Consider the following 21,411-nt stretch of genomic DNA (forward strand, 5'->3'; position numbering starts at 1 on the left):
ATATATGCGAACGGGACATGCTCTGTTCGCATGTCCCGTTCGTCAACCGTGCTCAGACAATATGCATGTCAATCAATCATGGCGACGCACTACCGCCACGACGAATCCGCCAACCAACAGCAACACACCTGCCAAGCCCATGGACCACACGGACGCACCGCTATGGGCCATGGTATGGGATGTAGCCGATGAATCGTCCTGCTGAGGCTGATCCTTCGACGGTTCCGGCGATTGCGTCGACTTGTCCGGCAGTGTCGTGGACGCATTGCCGCTAGAAGTGTCCTCGCCAGGATCCGGCGTAGGATCAACGGGAGCATCCACAGGAGAGAATCCCGTAAACGACACTTCCACCAAGCCATCCTCGCCCAACGACACCGTAGCAGGCACGCCATTCACCGTCACCTGCAGCGACGTACCGTCGACCTCATAGCCTTCATCCAGTGCCATCACCATATGCAAACTGTAGGTATGACCACCTTCGAACGCATCGCCATCGGCCAGACGCATGCCTTGCTCGTTTTGATACCACGACTGACGCACCGTGAACGGACCATAGCGCAGACCCACCAGCGAAGCCGCAGGCACGCCCGCAGTCGGCTGTTCCACTCCGGAAATATCAACCGCAGGCACCAACACCGTCGACTTATCCGTCGTCACCTGCACTGGCTGCGACACTGCGTCGGCATAATGTTCATCGCCAGACACTCGCGCAAACGCCCAATACGTGGTATTCGGCGTCAGCCCATCGAAGACAGCATTGACCGTCCACATGTTCAGCGTAGCCGCGGACGGCTCAGCTTCGCCATCCGTAGACAGCGTCGAGGCATCGGCCATGGTAGGCGCCTGATCCGTGGTGGACAGCGCATACATCACCGTGCCCTCGCCAGCGGTAGGCGATGCCTGCAATGTCACCGAAGTATCGGTGGCATTCACAGCGCTCACGGCAATGCTGCGCGTCGCGGCCTGACGGGTCGCCGTCACCGTAGCGCTGACGGTATAGGTATTGAAATGCGCCTGTAGCGTCGCCGTATACGGCTCGTCACTTACCGGAGCGTCGTCACGCAAGGCAACCGTCCACGACGTATCTGTCGAACCGGCAGCAATCTGCGTGGAACCGTTGCCCACCTGGAACCATTGCGCCTGGTCGCCAGTCACCTCCACCGAAGTCAACTGCGCCGGCTGCGTATCCGCGTTATGGATGGCGATGGGGGTCGGCTGCGAAGCAGTGCCCCACTGTGTGGCGAAGTCCACATTGTCGATGGCCACCGGCACCGAGCCAACGCTCATCGTGCTCACGCCCTGCAAGTCGCCAGACTGCACATAATCCGAGCAATCCAACGACACGGTGATGACATACGTGCCCTGACCCAACGCGCGCACCTGGTCGTCGTTAAGCGCCTTGCCGTTGTACAGCACCGTGGCATGGACGCGATCGGCATCGGATGCCAACACACCAGTGAGATTAGCCTTCAGCGGTTCGATACGACCCGGAGTTTGGTTGGTCTCGCCCGAAACCTGAACCGTAACCGGATGCGGAGCAATGGTCACCGAAGCAGTAGAGTCCACTCCGGCATACTGCATGCCGCCGATCTCACCGGTCGGCAAGCTGGCACGAACCTGCCACGTTCCCGCATGCGTCGGCAAACCATTCTGCCATGCATTCGCATCACGCGTTGCCGCACGACGGGCACGGACACGCGTGGACTGCTGAGCACGATAGGAGAAACGCACGCGGTCGGTGACGTCAGACGCCCCGACCTTCGCCGACAAGCCCAAATCCTCGGCATTCAGCGTTTCACCGGTATAGGCGAAGTCAGTCGACGCTTGCCCATCACCGCCCGGCTGCTGCGGCGTCAGCGTTACCTGCGGTGTGGTGGCCTGCGTCTTGACGTACACATTCACCAAGCCGATGCGCAACTGCCATTGCGCCGTATTGCCCTCACGAATCTTCAGGTAGCGCGTGGAGACGGAGTTGGGGAAAGCTACAGTATGCGACGTCGGTACGTTGACCTTGCCCCATGTGTTAGCGCCACCATCCCACGTTGTATCTTTCACTTCCGACCACCGGGAATCTTCAGCGGTCGGAGCCGTTCCACCTTGTTCATCACTAATCGCGTACACTTTAGGGTCTCGCGGAGCAGCGAACTCGGGGTCGGACGGATCGGAGAACAACTCCACCGACGTCACCTCACGAGCCTTGCCCAAATCGATAATCAGATACTTGGCATCGTTCTCGACATTCTTGCTATACCACGCAGAGAACGGATTGCCATTAATCGCATTCGCCGGGGCATGGTTGCCATCCGCCTGCGACGAGTAACCAATAATCTTCATCTCGTTATACGGCACGAACGACTTAGCGGTATCGTTCGTGGTGAAATGCACCGTCACCGGATCGGAGGGCACGCGCGTGCCGGAATATCCGGTACGCAGTTGCACCGTGACATCGCCGGCAAACTGCGAGCGATCCACCGTGTTCAAGATTTGCCAATCCCCGCCATCGAACTTGACCTGTGCGGTGGCCGCATCCACATTGTAGATGTAGTTATCCAAATCATTGGCGTAATAATTGGTCGGCGCATCGGCCTTGGTGATATCGATGGTGTAGTAATCCTGACAGCCAATCAATTGGACGAGCAGATCGTCATCCGAATTGATGCGGGACAGTTCGTCATCGGTCAACTTTGCCGTCAACGCGCCGCCGATCTCCTGGCTCCAGGTCTTGCCGCCGTCCACGCTGTAACGCCACTGCGGCGATGTTCCTTGGAAGCGCGATCCCAGCACAATGGTACCGGCCTTGTCTCCGTCAAAGGAGAACGTCGCTACCGTGCCGGGATCTTTATTGAGCAGCGTATTGGCCATCGACGTCGCCACTGCCGGTTGCAACACATCCTTATTGGTGGCATGTGTTGCTGCCTGCAACGCGTCGGTACGGTTCTGCTCGGCACGCAAGGTAACCGGCGCGGAGTTTGCCTTCTGTTCCAGCAAACGCATCAAATCACTCATCGGCAGCGGATACCAACGCAAATCCTGCGCCAACGTATTCGCCAACGCGCTCCACTCGTCAACGCTCGCCTTGCCGTCGGCATACGCGTTGATGACCATGGTCCAGTTGTCGTAGTTCGCGCCCTGCACCTTCAGCGCGGCCAACGCCAACGCCTTACGGCTGGCTGCATCAGTAAAGGTATCGCCTACCAAACGAATCGTGTATGACTTCGCGTAGTTCGCCCAATCATTCAACGCATCCTGGGCGAACGGCACATAGCTCACCTGATACGCAAAACCGGATTTGCTCTTCACGCCCCAGTTGTTCAGCAGACGCTCACCCTTTTCCGAACCGGTCCAACTGCTGATGTTGTTCTGAATCCACCAGCCACCCTTCTTGCCGCCATTATCGGTTGTATGGTCGTCCTCCAAATAATACTTCAGCGTAGCCGCGTGGCCGGGCTGTCCGATAACCACCGACGGCACGCCAACCGTGGCATTGAGGTTCGCATAGGTCTTGGCCAACGATCCGCACACGCCGCCCTTTTCAAACACCATCCACAGCTTGTGACGGCCCTTGGTACCGTAATCAATCTCATAGGGCTGTCCTACACCATTCGGGAAGTGGTCATCGTTATAGGTTAAATGGTACTTTTGGGTCCAACCGCCAGACCACACTTGTCCCTTGCGATCGGTCACTTGACCGGTGCGATAGTCCTTGTTGTAGAAGGCATCATTGTTGTATCCGCCGTCACTATCCCAATTGCTGGTGTAGGCGATATAGCTATAGGCGTCATATCGCTTGCCCGTATCACTCGGATACCGACTGATGCTATAATTGAGTAACCACGGGATTTCCACATTGTCGATATTGACGTTGTATACCCAACGCAAATCCTCCACACTTAGGGAGTTGAAAATATCCGACTGGAACCCGTATTTAGGATCCGAACGCACTGTTTCAAAGATCTCGTAACGCTGCACCGGATCAGACACGTCACTGTTCCCAGTCCACAGCTTTGGCCCACCGGCCGAATGCGTGAGCGCGATGGCGCTCATAATACGCTTGTGCAACTTGGCCGAAGCATCATTGCCCGCAACATCTTCCGGGTGCGCAAGCCACAGCTTGCGCAGAGTCATCAGTGTGGTGAGTCGATTGGACACACTCGCCTTGTCTGCAGTGGAGTCGAATGGCGTGCCACCCATCACATAATTGCTCAGCATGTATTCATCATTCACGAACCAGTGCAGGAAGTTGCGGTAGCTGGTTCCCGTGTTGGCGAAAGCCTGCAGGTTGTCGTAGCCAACCTCATTCACCAAGAAGCGCTGGAACAGCAGCAGTGCATCCGCATCGCTCAACGTGCCATTAGCGATGGCCGTTGACCACTGCTCGGCCGTGCCGTGCTTCGCCTTGATGGCTTGGTCAAGCTGCTCTACCGTCTTGATATCTGCCAAAGGTTCATAGCTCGGCTGTTCGTACCCGGCAGGGGTGAATTCGGCACCGCCCCACACCGCATGATCGAACCAATCGCTGCTGTTCTTCTTTACCTCAAGCTTGATTTGCTTGACGCCATTCAGCGCGACCTTCACTTCGCTGGCGGCAGCACCGGTACCTTGCACGGCACCCTGCTCGTTGTACACCACTTTCCAACTATTATCGTCATCAGTGTTAGTACGGGTATATACCTTGAATATCACGCCATCGGCGTTCTTACCGCCCGCATTGCCATGCTGCGAATAATCGACACCCACATAGCTATGGAACGTAGCCATCCCATCGGGAATGTTGTAGACCACAGTGGAATCCGCGTGTGTGCCCAAGCCTTTGAGGAAGGTGCGCGGCGCATCACCCACCAGCAACGTGATGAGCCCGCCGCCCGGGGCCACATCATTCTTCAAGCCCCCATTGGCAACATTGGCACTCACGGGTTTGAGATCGGACAAGAATACTTGTTCGGCTCCGTCCGTACTGTCGTCACGTTGTGAATCAGATACCTGCCGTACGGCTGACGTCGTTTGATTGGATACTCCGCGAGCCCCCTCCTGTTGACGCAGCGTTCCCAGGTCCTCGGACGCCAACGCCGATGAAACACCAGCCACCATCAATACTGCACAGCACACCCCAATCAGGGAGCCTGCCACAATGGACATTCGCCCCCGTCGCATTCTATGCATGAATTCCTCCGTTGTACTTGCCTATTTGGCGACCACAGCATCCCCCTACCGACGCACTCGACATGCATTGGCCGCTATGCAAGGTAATGCCATAGTCATTTTCTTACTGATATATACATGCGCTACGATACTCTCTTACAAAGCATCAACACTCCGTAGTCAAAAATCTACATTATGTGCAACTTTATTATTGCATTGCAAAATTTAGATTTATAACGTTTCACCCAGAACGGGACCTATGGTTTTTCTGTGATTATTATCACAGAAAACAGAATCACCAGAAGACGCAAAGACCTAGCACTCCATACCAAAAATGGGGACAGGCCCTCCATAGGAAACCCATCCCCATATCATGTCACGGCGCAACGTAGCAGTTGTCCGGTTTAACACTTAGACATTGCGCGGAGGAACCGGCAGGCAATAAATGGCCTCCGATCCGATAAGCTGAATCTTGATGCCCAATGCAGAATCCAGCTCACCCTGCTCCCGTTGGCTCAATGGAGCAATCAGCTCGCCACCGCCAATCGTCTTGCTCCAAGTCGCTCCGCCATCGATGCTATAACGCCACTGAGGAGCAGTACCTTCGAAACGAGCCCCCAAGACGATAGAGCCGGCGTGCTCACCCGCGAAGGAGAACGTAGCCAACGGACCCTGCTGGTTCTTCATCAACGCATTGGCCATGTCACGAGTCACATTCGGCTGCAAGGTATTGGTGTCGGTGGCATCCTGCGCCGCTTGCAACGCAGCCAGCCTCGCGGTTTCACCCGTCATAGTCACCGCAGGGTTGGCTGCGGCACGCTCCAGCATGCGCATGACATCGCTCATCGGCAGCGGATACCAGCGCAGTTCATCACCAACGCGATTGGCCAGCTGATTCCACTGATCCACTGAAGCGTTGGCATCACGGTAGGCATTGATCGCCAGCACCCAGTTGTCATAGTTCGCACCCTGTGTGGATAGCGCCGAACCGGCCAACGCCATACGCGACGAGGAGTCGGTGAAGGTATTAGCCAGCAAACGAATCTCATAAGACTTGCGGTACGGTTCACTATAGTTCAACGCATTCTGCGCAAACGGCACGTAGCTGCCTTGGTAGCCGGATTCGGTACGGCTCTTTGCGCCCCAGTTGTTCAACAGACGCTCACCCTTTTCCGAACCAGCCCAGCCGCTGATGTTGTTCTGAATCTTCCATGCGCCACGCTGCACACCATCACCGCCGGACTGCGTATGATCGTCCGCCAGATAGTAGGTGAAAGTCGCCGCATGACCAGGCTGCCCGGTCACCACCGACGGCACGCCGGACGTGGCGTTGAGGTTCGAGTAGGTCTTGGCCAGCGATCCGCATACGCCGCCCTTTTCAAACACCATCCACAGCTTGTGACGGCCCGTGGTGCCATAGTCGATGGCGTAGGGCTGGCCCTCGCCATTGGGGAAATTCGCGTCCTGATAGTTCAGCTGGTATTTCTGCGTCCAGCCGCCATCCCATTCCTTGCCCTTGCGGTCGGTCACCTTCCCAGTACGCAGCGCGGGATCATAGAACGGCGCATAATTGTACCCACCGTCGCTGCCCCAGTTCCCCGTATAGGCAATGTACATGTAAGCATCGCGACGCTTTGCGATATCCTGCGGCTGCGATGCGATGCTGTAATTGACCAGCCACGGTATTTCCGCATTGTCAATGTTGTTGTTCATCACCCAACGCATGTCCTCGACGTTCAGCCCGTCAAAAATTCGACGTTCGAACTGGTACTTCGGATCGCTGCGCAGCACTTCAAAGATATGATAACGCTGCACGGGGTCCGAAGGATCGCTGTTACCCGTCCACAGACGCGGACCATTCGACGTGTGCGTCAGCGCGATGGCACACATCATGCGCTTATGCACCAGGGACTGTGCGTCGTCCCCCTTGACATCGCCAGCATACGCCTTCCATAATGCCGACAGCGTGCGCAGGGTGGTCAGACGGTCGGCGGCCGACGCCTGTTCGCTGGTGTTATCGAACGGAGTACCACCCAGCACATATTCACGCAACATGATGGGATCATTCATGAACCACTGCAGGAATGCCGCATTGTCCGCATTCTCCTTGCCGAAGTCAGCCAACGCTTGCTCGCCGACCTGCTGGGTCAGATAACGCTGGTACAGCGGCAGAGTTTGCTGAGGGGTGGCCGCACCATCGGCAATGGCCTTCGCCCACGACACGGCGTCGCCGTGCACCGCGCGGATGGCGGCGTCATAGCGCGACAACGCGCCCTGCGGATCATCATTATTCACGGATTGACCTGCAAAAGTCGGCAGCGAAGCCGCTTCGGCAGCCTGAGCAGGGGCCACCGCCCCCATACCCACGGCACCCACCGCCATGAGGGCAGCCAACGACCATCCGGCCAGGGCGCGTGTTCCACGCCACGTTGTGTAGGACATGCTATCTCCTCCACTTTTTTATTCAACATTTTGTAATATATCGCATAGTTTTTACGCGACAGAGCAACGATACTATGGCTCCCCGGGAGAAACAAGCATGAATATTATGCGACAAATCACATTGTATCGTTGTAATTTTATAGACAGTTTATAGAGTTTACATATAAACATGTCATAACCCCCGAAAACACAGGGAAGAGAACAACTCATACGTATTGACGACACGTCGCCACCGGCCATCAAAATACCGTATTCCAAGATGATATAGCCATATTGCGGACATCAATCATGCTCTGCCGATACACAAAAGCGGTCTTGCGCGTGATACGCAAGACCGCTTTCCTAACACTTAACCAGCTACAGGTCAGTCCATCATCGGTTCCTCAATCGACGCAACACCATCCGCCATCGATTCACTATCCCGTTCTCGAACCGCCAAGTCACTGTCGGCATCAGTCGAAGTTGGCCGCACAGCCGACTGTCCGTCGGACTGCTCGCACGGATCCTCCTGAGGCACTGCGAAATCCTCGCCCACAAACGTGAACTCGCCAAGCAAGCCCTCACCCTGAGCGTCGACCGCAACCCGCTGACCGTCATGCAAATCGCCCATAAGAATCTTCTCGGACACCGCGTCCTCGATCTCACGCTGAATCACACGACGCAACGGGCGCGCACCCAGCAACGGATCAAATCCTTTTTGCGCCAGCAAATCCTTGGCGGCATCAGTGAGTATAAGCTCCATGTGACGTTCAAACAGGCGATCGTTAAGCTGCACCACATCCAAATCGACGATCTGACGCACCTGCGGCTCGGTCAGCTGCCGGAAAACAATAATGTCATCCAAACGGTTGAGGAACTCAGGACGGAACTGTTGCTTGAGCTCACTAGAGACCTGATCCTTCATCCGCTGATAGCTGGACTCGCTCGTATTGCCCAAGCTGAAGCCCGTATTGGCGGATTTGGCGATATCACGAGCACCCAAATTCGTCGTCAGAATGATGATGGTGTTCTTGAAATCAACCTTGCGGCCCTGACCGTCGGTAAGGTGACCATCATCCAGCACCTGCAACAGCGTGTTGAAAATATCCGGATGCGCTTTTTCGATTTCGTCGAACAACACCACGGAAAACGGCTTGCGGCGCACCTTTTCGGTAAGCTCGCCGCCCTCCTCGTAGCCGACATATCCCGGAGGCGCACCGAACAGACGCGAAGCCGCGTACTTCTCGGAGAACTCGGACATATCGACGCGAATCAGGGCGTCCTCGTCATCAAACAGGAACTCCGCCAGCGCCTTGGCCAACTCGGTCTTGCCCACACCAGTAGGGCCGGCGAAAATAAAGGATCCTGCGGGACGCTTGGGATCCTTCAAGCCAACGCGCGTACGACGAATCGAACGCGACAACGCCGATACGGCTTCATCCTGACCGATGATGCGCTTGTGCAGCTCACCTTCCATGTCAAGCAGCTTCTTGGATTCCGCTTGGGTAAGCTTGAATACCGGAATGCCAGTGCTCTGCGAAATCACTTCGGCGATAACATCCTCATTGACTTCCATCTTGACGTCGGATTCACCTTCGCGCCATGAGGATTCACGCTGCTTGCGCTCCTGTTCGAGCTTCTCCTGGCGGTCGCGCAGTTCGGCGGCCTTCTCGAAATCCTGATCCTTCACAGCTTGGTCCTTCTCCTGCGCCAGTTGGGCGACCTGATGGTCCAAGTCCTTGAGTTCGGCCGGGGCGGTCAGTCGCTTAATGCGCAAACGCGCGCCTGCCTCATCGATTAAATCGATGGCCTTGTCCGGCAAATGACGGTCCTGAATATACCGCGAGGACAGCTCCGCCGCCGATTGCAACGCACCATCGGTAATCGTGACATGATGGTGGTTTTCGTAACGCTCACGCAGACCCTTGAGAATCTCGATGGTTTCCGCAACCGTGGGCTCCTGCACCTGAATCGGCTGGAAGCGACGTTCCAACGCCGCGTCCTTTTCGATGTACTTGCGATACTCATCGGTAGTGGTCGCACCGATGGTCTGCAGCTCGCCACGCGCCAACATGGGCTTGAGCATATCGGAGGCGCCCAACGCACCATCGGCCGAACCGGCGCCCACGATGGTGTGAATCTCATCGATGAACAGCACGATATCGCCGCGCACCTTGATTTCCTTGAGTACCTTCTTCAAACGCTCCTCAAAATCGCCTCGATAGCGCGATCCGGCCACCATCGAGCCCAAATCCAGTGAATACACTTGCTTGTCTTTGAGCGTCTGCGGCACATCGCCTTCGTGAATCTTCTGCGCCAGGCCTTCGACCACGGCCGTCTTGCCCACACCAGGTTCGCCGATCAGCACGGGGTTGTTCTTCGTGCGACGAGACAGCACCACCATAACGCGTTCGATCTCATTGCTACGGCCAATCACCGGGTCCAATTTGCCGGCAGCGGCCTCAGCCGTCAGATTGCGGCCGAATTGGTCAAGCAACGCCGAACCCGACTGGTTGCGCTTGTCCTGCACGCCACCGGCGTTGGCCAAATCTCCCTTGTTGTCGCCGGAAGTCGTACCACGAATCAAATCAATGGTGGCGCTGCGCAGTTCGCCCAAATCGACATCCATCTTAATGAGCACCTGCGTGCCCACGCCCTCGCCCTCGCGAATCAGGCCGAGCAGAATATGCTCCGTGCCGATATAGCTATGCCCCAATTGCAAGGCCTCACGCAGGGACATCTCCAACACCTGCTTGGCATGCGGCGTGAACGGAATATGCCCGCTGGGCGCCGTCGATCCCTTGCCGATCATTTCTTCGACTTGCTTGCGCGTATTCTCCAACGACACGCCCTTGGCCGACAATGCCTTGGCGGCAACTCCTTCGCCCTCGCGAATCAGGCCGAGCAACAAATGCTCCGTGCCGATGTAATTATGCTGGAGAGTACGAGCCTCCTCCTGCGCGAGCACAATAACGCGCCGCGCACGGTCGGTGAACCGTTCGAACATGCTTGTCCTTCCCATTTCGATAGTGTCTCCACTCTACCGATTCGCGGTGACGTTTGCATCCGGCAACGCGCGGATTGCGCTCAGGACGCAACACGGCAGCTATATTGGAATCACGATGAGCACGTCGAGAGGAGTCATCATGACATCCACCACGATGGTTGCCAATCACACAGCCGACATTGTCGTTGGCGTGGACGGCACCGACGAATCCTTCGCCGCCTTGAGCTGGGGTATGCGGGAAGCCGCGGCAAGCGGACAATATATCAACGCCGTATTCAGTTGGACCAGTTCATGGGATATGGGCTCGCAACCCGATAACGAAGAAGCCTGGACCGCCATGCGCCATCGCATTGCCGGCACCTTACGCGATTGGGTGTCGGACAACTGCCAACAAGTGGAGTTTGACCCACACCGCCTCAAACTCACCTCGGTACGCGCTTCAGGCGCCACCGCGCTGCTGTCCATCGGAAGACATGCACAACAAATCGTCGTCGGCCGGCGTAGCATGAGCCGCGTTATGCGATGGTTCCTCGGTTCGCTGCCCGAATCCGTAGCGCAGGAAGCCTGCGTGCCCGTCACCGTAGTCCCCTGTCCCGATCATGACCTGGCCGTGCGCGATGCCATAGCCGACGCGCTCAGCGAACGGACGCCCGCAACCGAACTTGGCGCCCCCGGAGACAAACTGGAATCCGCCGGCATTGTCGTCGGCATCGACGGCACCGAAACCAGCATTCCAACCTTACGATTCGCCGCCCGTGAGGCCTTGCTGCATCATTACAGCGTACATGTGATGTTCTGTTGGCAGCACCGTGATATCGACACATTGCCCGGCATGTCGCCAGACATGCCTGACGAGTCAATACAACGACAGGCCGAACATCTGGTTCGTCGATGCATACAGGACGCACAGCTGCCCGATGAAGTCTCTCCTATCCCCCACGCATTCCCCATCGCACCGGCCAAAGGATTGCTCAACGCCTCCCGATACGCCCGACACATGGTGGTAAGCGCCGCCACACGACATGGCATCGACCCCCACGAACTTGGCTCGGTCGCCAAAACCGTCGCGCAACTATGCGAATGTCCTGTCAGCATCGTGCACTAACCATATCGTGGGCTGCGCTCGCCATCAGTCACAAGATTGCGGCCGACGGCGAGATTGCGTCCGGCGTTTACCGATAAGCCGCGTCTCGACGCACGTGCGTTACGCCAATTGCATGACCACCACGACATGCACGCGCCAACCCGACTCACGCCAACTCGTCGCCCTCGTTCTCGCAATCAGCCTCATCCACCTGCGGCTCGTGCTGCGCCGTCATGATGGGCGGAGCCGGCGGTTGCAAAACTACAGCGGCAGCCCGTGTCTCTGTCGCACCGGCGATGTCAGCCTCCACACTTTCGTCATCGGCGGCACGCTCCGTATCACCGTCGGCGACGCCATCCGACTCAGCTGAAGTATCGACTTCATCGATGCCATCGTCCCGGGCGTCATCCGTCGCTTCGGCATTATCAGTGTCATTGACTTCATCAACGCCATCGGACGGCGAATCAGCATGAACATCAACGTCGCCGGTCGATACCTCGGCTATCTCCTCAGCTGTCGCCGCACCATCATCGATGTCGTCCTCGATGCTCTCCAGCGATTCGCTCAACTGCTCAATCAGCTCCACGTCGGCACGCTCGTCGCGCGGCGACTGACGTACCACATCGATATTCAAACTATCAAACGCCGGCTTGGCCTGAATCCACAAGCGAGATGGCTCCGGGGGCGCAATTTCCGAATGCTCGCCGCACCCGTGATCCAACGAGACCACGCGCCCATCATCCGGACTCCATTTATTGGCACACACACCAAACATCGTGCGTAATTCGCCCTGCAACGGCACGAAAAAGCCGCACGTCGAGCACGGATTGCCACCAGCGGTGCGCGTCGACAACGACTTCGGCCCACGCGGCCCCTCATACCAGCGTCTCGCCGTCTGCGCACGACCCAACGCGCTCAACACATGGCGACGCGACAAACCAAAGGTTTCCACCGCGTCACGCAAATCCTCCTGCTGCGCATCCGACGCATCCTCAACGGCCTGGGCATTCTCGTACGATGAAGACTTCCCCTCATCTCCAGTAGCATCGGCACCGCGCGACTCGCCGTCAGGTTCCCTCGGCACCGCGTCCTGCGGCAACCCCTCCTGCAATCGAGGATCGTCCGGATCAGTACCGATGGAATCCGTCACCGACAAATCGCTTGGCTCAAGACGATCCTTCCATGGAATCCACGGCGGCGGCAACAACGCATCCTGTCCGGGTATCAAGGACGACTCATTAACCGTCCAACGATCTTGCTCAACGTCGTGATACAAGGTCACCGACCACTGCCAGCCTTCATATCCACGCAACATCGCAGCAAAGCGAAAATCAGTCACCTGGCCATCCATGGCAATGGCTTCGATGAACTCACCGACATGACTCGGCTCGTCACTCATATCAATGGCCACGGCACGCGCCACAGCCTGCGGATCCATCATGCTTTCCTGCATAAAGGCATCAGTCCTGTACGTCGAAATTATCCGCCACGGCACGCAGCAGCGTTGCCAGCTTACGACTTTCCGCAGCATTCGGATAATGATGGCGACGCAAGCCATTGCCCGCCGTGTCCAACAACTTAATCACATCTTCGACAATCGCCGCCATATCATCGGGAGCTGGACGATTGGCCTTCACCAAAGACGGCGCGGATGCCACCAGCGTCACACCCATCGCCTGCGGCCCCTTGCGGCCATCCACCACCGAATATTCGACTTTAGCGCCCTTGCGCAAGGTAGTCACACCAAGCGGCAACGCGGCGGCAGGCAAAAACACATCCTGCCCGCTCTCCCCGGCAATAAAGCCATATCCCTTATTCGCGTCGAACCAACGCACACGACCACTGGGCATACTTCACCTCACTGACATACTCGCAAACCCTACCGCATAATGTTGCGGTCCATTACCCTAACACACCAGTCTATCGCATGTTGCAGCACACCAGTGACGTTCAGCGCACGGCATCGTCATGACGATGACGGCGTACACGGCGAGTCGGCTTCTGTGACTTCTGTGGCTTGTACGCTTCCGACGGCGAGACAGTCGGCGCGGCGTCCACCACACCCATCGGCAGCACCACCGTCAACGTCAAACCACCACCCACAGTCTCGCTGGCGCAAATTAAGCCCTGATGGGCCTTAACCACCGACTGGGCGATAGCCATGCCTAAACCTGTACCACCTTTCTGACGAGCACGCGAGGGGTCGGCAGTATAGAACCGCTCGAAAATCTTCTCCTGCATATCCCGCGGCACACCCGGACCATGATCGATGAACTGCAACACCGCATACCGAGTGCCCACATTCACCGCCCCACCGACCTCGGCAGCCTGCAGGAATCGCCGCCATGTCTCCTGGGTGGATGGCCAACTCGACAGTGTAGAACTATCCAGCGAGGCAGTCATGGCGGACAGCGCAATCTCAACCGACGAATCCGCAGGTGTATACCGATGAATATTGCCAATGATATTAGTGACTACCTGTCGTAAACGTGAGCCATCGCCGCTTAACGAAATCTGCGGCAGCGTACCCTGCGAGAAGCACACCGAGGGGAAACCCTCACCTTGGGTGGGGCGCAGATCTATCGTGCCGCAACGCACCTCTCGCTGCGGATCGAGCGCATGCAAATCGTCGGCGGCATCGGCGATCAGCGACGTCAGCGGCACCTGTTGGGTCACATCGATGCCACGACCCTCATCCAGTCGAGCCAATGACAGTAGATCCTCAACCAGCACCGTCATACGAGCGCTGGAGGCCTCGATATGCGCAATCGATTCATCGGCACGCTCCAAGGCACCGGGCCGATGACGCTGCATAGCATACAACTCCGCATACCCGTGAATGGCCGCCAACGGCGTGCGCAGCTCATGACTGGCATCGGATACAAAACGCTTCATCTTGTCAGTAGTCGCCTGTTGCTCGCGGAAGCTATGCTCAATACGCGCCAACATAGTATTCAACGACAACGCCAAGGAACCGACCTCCGTATGCTCCGGTGCGGAAGGCACACGCTGCGTCAAATCACCGGCCGCAATCTTGGCAGCGGTACGTTCCATACGCTTAAGTGGCAACAAGGTGCGCTGCACAATCAGTGTTCCCACAACCCCACCCAGTAGCACAATCGCCACACTCATCACCAAGCAATAGCGCGTCAACGTATTAATGGTGTCGATCTGGTCGCCCAACGACAAACCAATGAACACAATGCCACGCGTCTGGCCGTCAACTTCCAGCCGCAATGCCATAACACGCCACGGCGAACGAGCGGCGGTAAGAACTGCACGCTCCGCAGTACCTGAGCTCAACTGCACTTTGGCAGGCGTCGTAAACGCCTCGCCCAAGTGGATATTACCCATCGAACCATCGGGAGGCAGCGTCGGCTGCGACACCACCCCATCATGCAGCACCGGCACCAACGTACTTTGCACCACCGCATCAGGCGTGCGAATCTGCACAAAATAATCCGTCGGACCATTGGAACTGCGATTGCCATTGGTCACCTGCATTAAATAATCGATGTTACGCAACACCAAAGGCGCCTGCTGCGCTAGCTGGGAATCCGTTTTGCTCATCAGGTAATTGCCGACCATCTGTCGTAGAGAGAACGATAATCCCAACGCGCCTACCATCAACACGGCAAGCATGCAGGTGACGATTTTGGTGCTCAGCGGAATGGCGTCCACGCGACGCACCACCCAACGCCGCCAATAGTCACGAATCCTGGTCATCCATGGGACATGCACCGGAGCATGCGTTCCTTGTGCCGACGGTTGCGCAGAGGAGTCACCGACCGTTTCACCATCTGATTGCGGCGTTTCCGACGACTGTGGCACACAGACCCGCGATGACGATGCAATATCCGTCGAAACGGTATCCATGGGCACCGTATCCATTGGTGTCTCGTCCATTGGGATCCGACCCATTGACGCCGTATCCATGAGTAATGCGTCTATCGGCGCTGCACTCGTTGACGAAGTCTTTGTCGGCGCGGCATCCGTCGGTGCAATATTCGTCGTCACTGCATCACACGACGAACCGTCCGGCGCAGCCACTTCGACTGGCGCCGGCTGCGCCAACGATGAGTCCTCGAATACCGACGAATCCTCCTGCGCCATCAATCCGCTCCTTTTAATTGCGTGGCGCGCGAATCATATAACCAATGCCGCGCTTGGTTTCAATCAGTGGCGCAACCTTGTGTTCGTTGCCCTCGTCATCGCGCACTATAATGCCATCAACCTTCTTACGCAGGTAGGATATATAAGATTCAACAATCGCCGCGTCACCGCCCCAATCGTATTGCCATACATGATCGAGAATCTGGGCTTTGGACAACACACGCCCCTCGTTATCCATCAGATATCGCAGCAGTTTGTACTCCGTCGGGCTTAAATCAATGGATTGCCCCGCGCGCGAGACATCGTGAGAGTCCTCGTTGATTTCCAGATCAGCCACGCGAATGATCGGCTCATCGGGAATCGGTTCGCGGGTACGCCGCAAAATTGCACGAATGCGTGCCTCAACCTCTTCCAAGCTGAACGGCTTGGTCACGTAATCGTCGCCACCAACAGTCAGACCCATCACCTTGTCCTGTGTATCATCACGCGCGGTAAGGAACAGCACCGGCGCGGTAATGCCCGCCTGCCGTATGCGACGGGTTACGGTAAAACCGTCAATATCAGGCAGCATGACGTCCAATACCACCAGATCCGGCTGTGTGCGTTCGATCACCTCGATGGCTTGCGAGCCAGACGCGGCCGTCTCCACTTCAAACCCAGCGAAATGAAGGGAGGCCACCAACAACTCACGAATCGAGGGTTCGTCATCCACTACTACAATTGATGCTTCAATGGGTTTGCTCATAATTCCACTGTGACCCGATATCCTGACGGTTTCCTGAATGTATGCTGTATCTTATGCTGAAAGAGTAGACGGATGCCAGACAACATCCCGACTCACCGACCATGACGACCATGCCGCGCGGCACGCCGCTTGCCACCATCCGCAACGTCAGCAGCGACGCGATGACGAACCGTACGCCACAGCCCAATACCCAACACCACGGCAGCCACCATCGCCAGCACCAGACCGCCAATCACATACGGCAGACGCACCGACGCCTGATGCACGCGCGCAATGCACTCCATCATGGCAATCGCCGAACCCGCCCAATCCGGACTGTCGGCATCCATCACCGGCTTCAACGCAGCATCTGATAATTGACGTACCGTGCGGTCATTGCGCAACCAACGATGGGAATTCGACGATACCGCCACCACCAAATTGCCATCATCGGGCGCCACCGCCAACAGCACTGTATCTGGCTGCGGATTCGTCGCCTCCAACATGTCACTCGCCCACTTCGTGGGATTGCCCTGACTATGGAAACTCGATACATATAGCACCCTCACCCGCACGCCACTGGTATCCAACGTGCGCGCAATGGCATCACTGACTTTGCCCGTGCCACCGCCAAGCAAATGCCCCGGATCGGTAATACTGGCCGTCGCCCCCTGATCGCTTGACCCGCCCGTCGAATCCGCCGCCTGTGCCACCGGACTGATCACCAGCGACACACACATGACCCACACCAACGCGCACAACGCCGTACACCAAGCCATAGCATTCAGGCGACATCCCCGCAACGCCGCCCAGCGGCATCGCGACACGCCGACACACATGCGTTCGACCACATCCCCTCGTCCCCGACGACATTCATTGCGCATACGCATAGTCTCAACCATACCGGTGCGTCACGTCAATCGCGGCCATCGGATACACCCCATCCACACACAAGTAAGGACGTGCAAATGCCTCAGTATCAAGTTGATTCCGAACGCCTGCAGTCATCCAGCGCGGCGGTAAGTTCATCCATCGGATCCATCCGTCAAGCCGTCGAGGGCATGGTGATGAATCTTCGCTCCCTACAGGACGCTTGGCATGGGTCAGCGGCCACCCAATTCGGAACGGTGGTCGACCAATGGCATGCCGCGCAACAACAGATGGAGCAATCCTTACAATCCATACAATCCGCGCTCACCCATGCATCCAGCGTCTACGCCGATGCCGAATTGCAAGCATCCAGACTGTTCAGCATGTAGCCGCGATGCCCACCCCACATATGATAGGGCCGTCGCACCAAGGTGCGACGGCCCTATCATATGTGGGCGGCTCATATCATCCGCCCAGACGAGCATTTAGTAGCCCATATCGGCGCCCGGAGCCGGCGCAGCCGCCGGAGGCTCAGGCTTATTGGCAACCACAGCTTCCGTGGTCAGGAACAGACCAGCGATGGAAGCAGCGTTCTGCAGTGCGGAACGAGTCACCTTCACCGGATCGGTCACACCAGCGGCCAGCAAGTCAACGTACTCGTTGGTCGCAGCGTTCAAGCCCTGACCATCAGGCAGGGAACGAACCTTGTCGATCACCACGTCGCCGGACAGACCAGCGTTCTCGGCGATCTGCTTGATCGGAGCCTCGATGGCACGGAACACGATGGCGGCACCAGTGGCTTCGTCACCCTCCAGCTTGACACCGGCTTCCGCCTTGGCGGCAGCCTGCACCAAAGCCACGCCACCACCCGGCAGCAGACCCTCTTCGATGGCGGCCTTGGCGTTGCGCACGGCATCCTCGATGCGGTGCTTGCGCTCCTTGGCCTCCACCTCAGTGGCGGCACCGACCTTGATCACCGCGACACCGCCAGCCAGCTTGGCCAGACGCTCCTGCAGCTTCTCACGATCGTAATCGGAATCAGTGTTCTCGATTTCCGCACGAATCTGAGCCACGCGAGCATCCACCTCAGCCTTGGCACCAGCGCCGGAAACGATGGTGGTCTCATCCTTGGAGACAATGACCTTCTTGGCGGATCCCAGCACGGACATATCCACGGAGTCGAGCTTGAGGCCCAGCTCGTCGGACACCACCTGAGCACCGGTGAGGATCGCCATATCCTGCAGCATCGCCTTGCGACGATCGCCAAAGCCCGGAGCCTTGACCGCGCAGGAGTTGAACGTACCACGAATCTTGTTGAGAATCAGCGTCGGCAGCGCCTCGCCGTCAACGTCTTCGGCGATGATCAGCAACGGCTTGCCGGTCTTCATCACCAGTTCGGCGATGTGCACGACGTCCTGCTGGCTGGAAACCTTGCCGGAGGTGAGTAGAATGTAGGGCTCCTCGAGCACGGCGGTCTGATCTTCGGCATTGGTCACGAAGTACGGCGCGATGTAGCCCTTGTCGAAACGCATGCCCTCGGTGAATTCCAGGTCCAAGCCGAAACGGTTGTTGTCCTCGACGGTGACCACACCGTCCTGACCGACCTTATCCAAGGCTTCGGCGATCTTCTCGCCCACCTCGGGATCGGCGGCGGAAATCGTTGCGGTCGCAGCAATCTGCTCCTTGGTCTCAACATCCTTGGCGGCGGCAATCAGGTCCTTGACGATAGCCTCGGTGGCCTTCTCGATACCACGGCGCAACGCGATCGGGTTCGAGCCGGCGACCACGTTCTTCAAGCCCTCATGCACCAACGACTGCGCCAGCACCGTAGCGGTGGTGGTACCGTCACCGGCCACGTCGTCGGTCTTCTTGGCGACTTCCTTGACCAGTTCGGCGCCGATGCGCTCGTACGGATCATCCAAGTCGATTTCCTTGGCGATGGACACGCCGTCGTTGGTGATGGTCGGCGCACCGTAGGTCTTGTCGAGCACCACGTTGCGGCCCTTGGGGCCAAGCGTGACCTTCACGGTGTTGGCGAGCTTATCGAGGCCCGCGAGCATTCCCTGGCGAGCTTCCTCGTCGTATGCAATGATCTTTGCCATTGTTCCTCCACATATGGCTACATGGTTAGTTGGTCCACCCAGCGCCGCCAAACGACATTCGGCCGTCAGCTGCCGTCTGCCGCCGCACGACGTCGAGTGCTACCTTGGAGATTAGCACTCTCGGGGCGAGAGTGCCAACCCGGATAGCGTCGATTGCGCTCTTGGCATGAAAAAACCGTGACGTCGCGCCATCGACGCGCACGCCACACGATTCTTCCCACCCGCAAGGAGTGTTATGGAACTGCACGATTACGCACCACGGCTGGACTACACCCCACAGGCCCAGGCCGCCTTGCGCACGTTTTTCGGATTCGAGCACTTCCGTCCCGGACAAGCCGAGGTGGTCAATGCCATTCTCAACCAGCAGGACGTGCTCGCCGTCATGCCCACGGGTGCGGGCAAATCCATCTGCTATCAACTGCCAGCCTCCAGGCCGCGCTCGTTGAGCGTGGTCATCACACCGCTTCGCGCCCTAATGCGCGACCAGGTGCAACGTCTGCAATCGCACGGCATCGCTTCCGCGCTGATTGACAGCGGCGTGAGCGGCGAGGAACGCGCCCACATCTACCAACGCATCCACGACGGCACGCTGCGTCTGCTATACGTAGCGCCGGAACGTTTGCACACCGCGGATTTCCAGCAGTGCGTGATGCGCACGCCACCACAACTGGTCGTGGTTGACGAAGCACACTGCGTGCTGCAATGGGGACAGGATTTCCGCCCCGAATACAGTGAGATCAGCGCATTCGTCCAAGCACTGCCGCAACGACCCACCGTAGCCGCCTTCACCGCCACCGCAACGCCACCGCAACGTGACGCCATAGCCGCCAATCTCGGCCTTCGCCATCCGATGCGCCTCACCACCACATTCGACCGTCCAAATATTCGATGGTGTTCGATTCAAGCCAAGCCGACGGAACGCATCCGGCGCATCGAAGCGTGGGCCAAACGACACGCCGGACAAGCCGGCATCGTCTATTGCAATTCACGCAAGCGCTGCGAAACGCTCGCCGCGCAATTGCAATCCCACGGCATCAACGCCGACTACTTCCACGCCTCCATGGAGGATACACGCAAAGCCCATGCGCAAGACGGTTTTCTCGCCGGCGACATCACCGTTATCTGCGCCACCACCGCGTTCGGCATGGGCGTGGACAAGCCCGACGTGCGATGGGTGATCAACGACGCAGCCCCGGCCAGTCTCGAAGAGTACTACCAAGAGGCCGGAAGAGCCGGACGCGACGGCGAACCCTGCCATGCCATCGTAATGTGGAGCCCCGGAGACTTCGTTATGCTGCGCCGACGCATCGCCCTCGACACCGGCACCGCATTGGACAGCCCCACCGACCTCGAACACGCCAAACGCATGGCGCTGGCACGGCTCAACGCCATGTCGCACTACTGCGAAACCGACCAATGCCTCCGCCAAACCATGCTGAGGTACTACGCCGACCCCATCGCCCACACCAACGACAACGGTTGCGGCAACTGCAGCAACTGTTGTCCGGACGACGAAGCACTTGCCGCCCCCAGCCGGTCAAGCTCCGGCACACGCACGCGCCGCACGTCGCCCTCCGCACAAGCCAAACGCGAGCAACTCATGGCGAGAGACCGCCAGATCGCCGCCGAACTTGACCCACACAACGCCAAGGCATTACAGCAACACATCATGACACTGGTCACCGATTTACACAGCCGACTGCACCACGACCCGGTCGTATCCATGGTGGTCGGCGTGCTGGGCGGAGACACCCGCGAGTTCATCAGCGAAGCCGGACTCAACCAACATCCCGATTTCGCCCGCTACGCCGACCAATACACGCTCGACACACTGCGTGCCGTGGTACATGCCATGGTCGACGCCGGCACACTTGACATGCATGGCCGACGACTGCGCATCCCCGACGGCACGCCGGACGAATAACCGTATCGCACGCCGTCGCGCACCGCT

Annotated in this window: 12 protein-coding genes; 3 read left to right on the top strand and 9 right to left on the bottom strand. The window is 57.9% G+C overall.

Annotated features, from left to right (window positions below; all coding sequences use genetic code 11):
* Nucleotides 1-72 precede the first annotated feature (72 nt).
* From AC1AWK_RS04415 to AC1AWK_RS04425, 3 genes are all read right to left on the bottom strand, one after another.
* Complete coding sequence (locus AC1AWK_RS04415) at nt 73-5,160, bottom strand: NPCBM/NEW2 domain-containing protein (protein ID WP_476568431.1); 5,088 nt, start codon at nt 5,158-5,160, stop codon at nt 73-75.
* Between the two features lie 390 nt (nt 5,161-5,550).
* A complete protein-coding gene (locus AC1AWK_RS04420) occupies nt 5,551-7,581 on the bottom strand; it encodes a hypothetical protein (RefSeq protein WP_476568433.1) in 2,031 nt (676 codons plus the stop codon).
* 364 nt (nt 7,582-7,945) lie between these two features.
* Nucleotides 7,946-10,567: an ATP-dependent Clp protease ATP-binding subunit gene (locus tag AC1AWK_RS04425; protein WP_476568435.1), complete on the bottom strand. Its 2,622-nt coding sequence runs from the start codon at nt 10,565-10,567 to the stop codon at nt 7,946-7,948.
* Nucleotides 10,568-10,706: 139 nt separating this feature from the next.
* On the opposite strand from AC1AWK_RS04425, the gene AC1AWK_RS04430 reads away from it, so the two are divergent.
* The gene (locus AC1AWK_RS04430) at nt 10,707-11,672 is read left to right on the top strand and encodes a universal stress protein (protein ID WP_476568437.1); all 966 of its coding nucleotides are present in this window, start codon (nt 10,707-10,709) and stop codon (nt 11,670-11,672) included.
* 145 nt (nt 11,673-11,817) lie between these two features.
* On the opposite strand, the gene AC1AWK_RS04435 is transcribed toward AC1AWK_RS04430, so the two are convergent.
* The 5 genes from AC1AWK_RS04435 to AC1AWK_RS04455 form a co-directional block, all read right to left on the bottom strand.
* Complete coding sequence (locus AC1AWK_RS04435; RefSeq protein WP_476568439.1) at nt 11,818-13,104, bottom strand: DUF3027 domain-containing protein; 1,287 nt, start codon at nt 13,102-13,104, stop codon at nt 11,818-11,820.
* A gap of 7 nt (nt 13,105-13,111) precedes the next feature.
* The gene (locus tag AC1AWK_RS04440; protein ID WP_476568441.1) at nt 13,112-13,501 is read right to left on the bottom strand and encodes a cold-shock protein; all 390 of its coding nucleotides are present in this window, start codon (nt 13,499-13,501) and stop codon (nt 13,112-13,114) included.
* Nucleotides 13,502-13,601: 100 nt separating this feature from the next.
* On the bottom strand, nt 13,602-15,377 hold the full coding sequence (locus AC1AWK_RS04445; protein ID WP_476569615.1) for a sensor histidine kinase: 1,776 nt from the start codon (nt 15,375-15,377) through the stop codon (nt 13,602-13,604).
* Nucleotides 15,378-15,777: 400 nt separating this feature from the next.
* On the bottom strand, nt 15,778-16,509 hold the full coding sequence (locus AC1AWK_RS04450) for a response regulator transcription factor (RefSeq protein WP_476568444.1): 732 nt from the start codon (nt 16,507-16,509) through the stop codon (nt 15,778-15,780).
* Nucleotides 16,510-16,601: 92 nt separating this feature from the next.
* Complete coding sequence (locus AC1AWK_RS04455; RefSeq protein ID WP_476568446.1) at nt 16,602-17,378, bottom strand: TPM domain-containing protein; 777 nt, start codon at nt 17,376-17,378, stop codon at nt 16,602-16,604.
* A gap of 78 nt (nt 17,379-17,456) precedes the next feature.
* On the opposite strand from AC1AWK_RS04455, the gene AC1AWK_RS04460 reads away from it, so the two are divergent.
* Nucleotides 17,457-17,747, top strand: a complete 291-nt coding sequence (locus AC1AWK_RS04460) for a WXG100 family type VII secretion target (protein WP_476568448.1) — start codon at nt 17,457-17,459, stop codon at nt 17,745-17,747.
* Nucleotides 17,748-17,843: 96 nt separating this feature from the next.
* Here AC1AWK_RS04460 and groL read toward each other — a convergent pair whose 3' ends face one another.
* Nucleotides 17,844-19,460, bottom strand: a complete 1,617-nt coding sequence (gene groL / locus AC1AWK_RS04465) for a chaperonin GroEL (RefSeq protein WP_476568450.1) — start codon at nt 19,458-19,460, stop codon at nt 17,844-17,846.
* Between the two features lie 235 nt (nt 19,461-19,695).
* Here groL and AC1AWK_RS04470 point away from each other — a divergent pair, with 235 nt between their 5' ends.
* The gene (locus tag AC1AWK_RS04470) at nt 19,696-21,384 is read left to right on the top strand and encodes a RecQ family ATP-dependent DNA helicase (protein ID WP_476568452.1); all 1,689 of its coding nucleotides are present in this window, start codon (nt 19,696-19,698) and stop codon (nt 21,382-21,384) included.
* Nucleotides 21,385-21,411: the final 27 nt, after the last annotated feature.

It is taken from the genome of Bifidobacterium sp. LH_491 (assembly GCF_056356495.1).

Coding starts and splice junctions, on each gene's coding strand:
- AC1AWK_RS04415 (WP_476568431.1), bottom strand. CDS start 5,160: ATGCATAGAATGCGACGGGGGCGAATGTCCATTGTGGCAGGCTCCCTG.
- AC1AWK_RS04420 (WP_476568433.1), bottom strand. CDS start 7,581: ATGTCCTACACAACGTGGCGTGGAACACGCGCCCTGGCCGGATGGTCG.
- AC1AWK_RS04425 (WP_476568435.1), bottom strand. CDS start 10,567: ATGTTCGAACGGTTCACCGACCGTGCGCGGCGCGTTATTGTGCTCGCG.
- AC1AWK_RS04430 (WP_476568437.1), top strand. CDS start 10,707: ATGACATCCACCACGATGGTTGCCAATCACACAGCCGACATTGTCGTT.
- AC1AWK_RS04435 (WP_476568439.1), bottom strand. CDS start 13,104: ATGCAGGAAAGCATGATGGATCCGCAGGCTGTGGCGCGTGCCGTGGCC.
- AC1AWK_RS04440 (WP_476568441.1), bottom strand. CDS start 13,501: ATGCCCAGTGGTCGTGTGCGTTGGTTCGACGCGAATAAGGGATATGGC.
- AC1AWK_RS04445 (WP_476569615.1), bottom strand. CDS start 15,377: ATGACCAGGATTCGTGACTATTGGCGGCGTTGGGTGGTGCGTCGCGTG.
- AC1AWK_RS04450 (WP_476568444.1), bottom strand. CDS start 16,509: ATGAGCAAACCCATTGAAGCATCAATTGTAGTAGTGGATGACGAACCC.
- AC1AWK_RS04455 (WP_476568446.1), bottom strand. CDS start 17,378: ATGCGTATGCGCAATGAATGTCGTCGGGGACGAGGGGATGTGGTCGAA.
- AC1AWK_RS04460 (WP_476568448.1), top strand. CDS start 17,457: ATGCCTCAGTATCAAGTTGATTCCGAACGCCTGCAGTCATCCAGCGCG.
- groL (WP_476568450.1), bottom strand. CDS start 19,460: ATGGCAAAGATCATTGCATACGACGAGGAAGCTCGCCAGGGAATGCTC.
- AC1AWK_RS04470 (WP_476568452.1), top strand. CDS start 19,696: ATGGAACTGCACGATTACGCACCACGGCTGGACTACACCCCACAGGCC.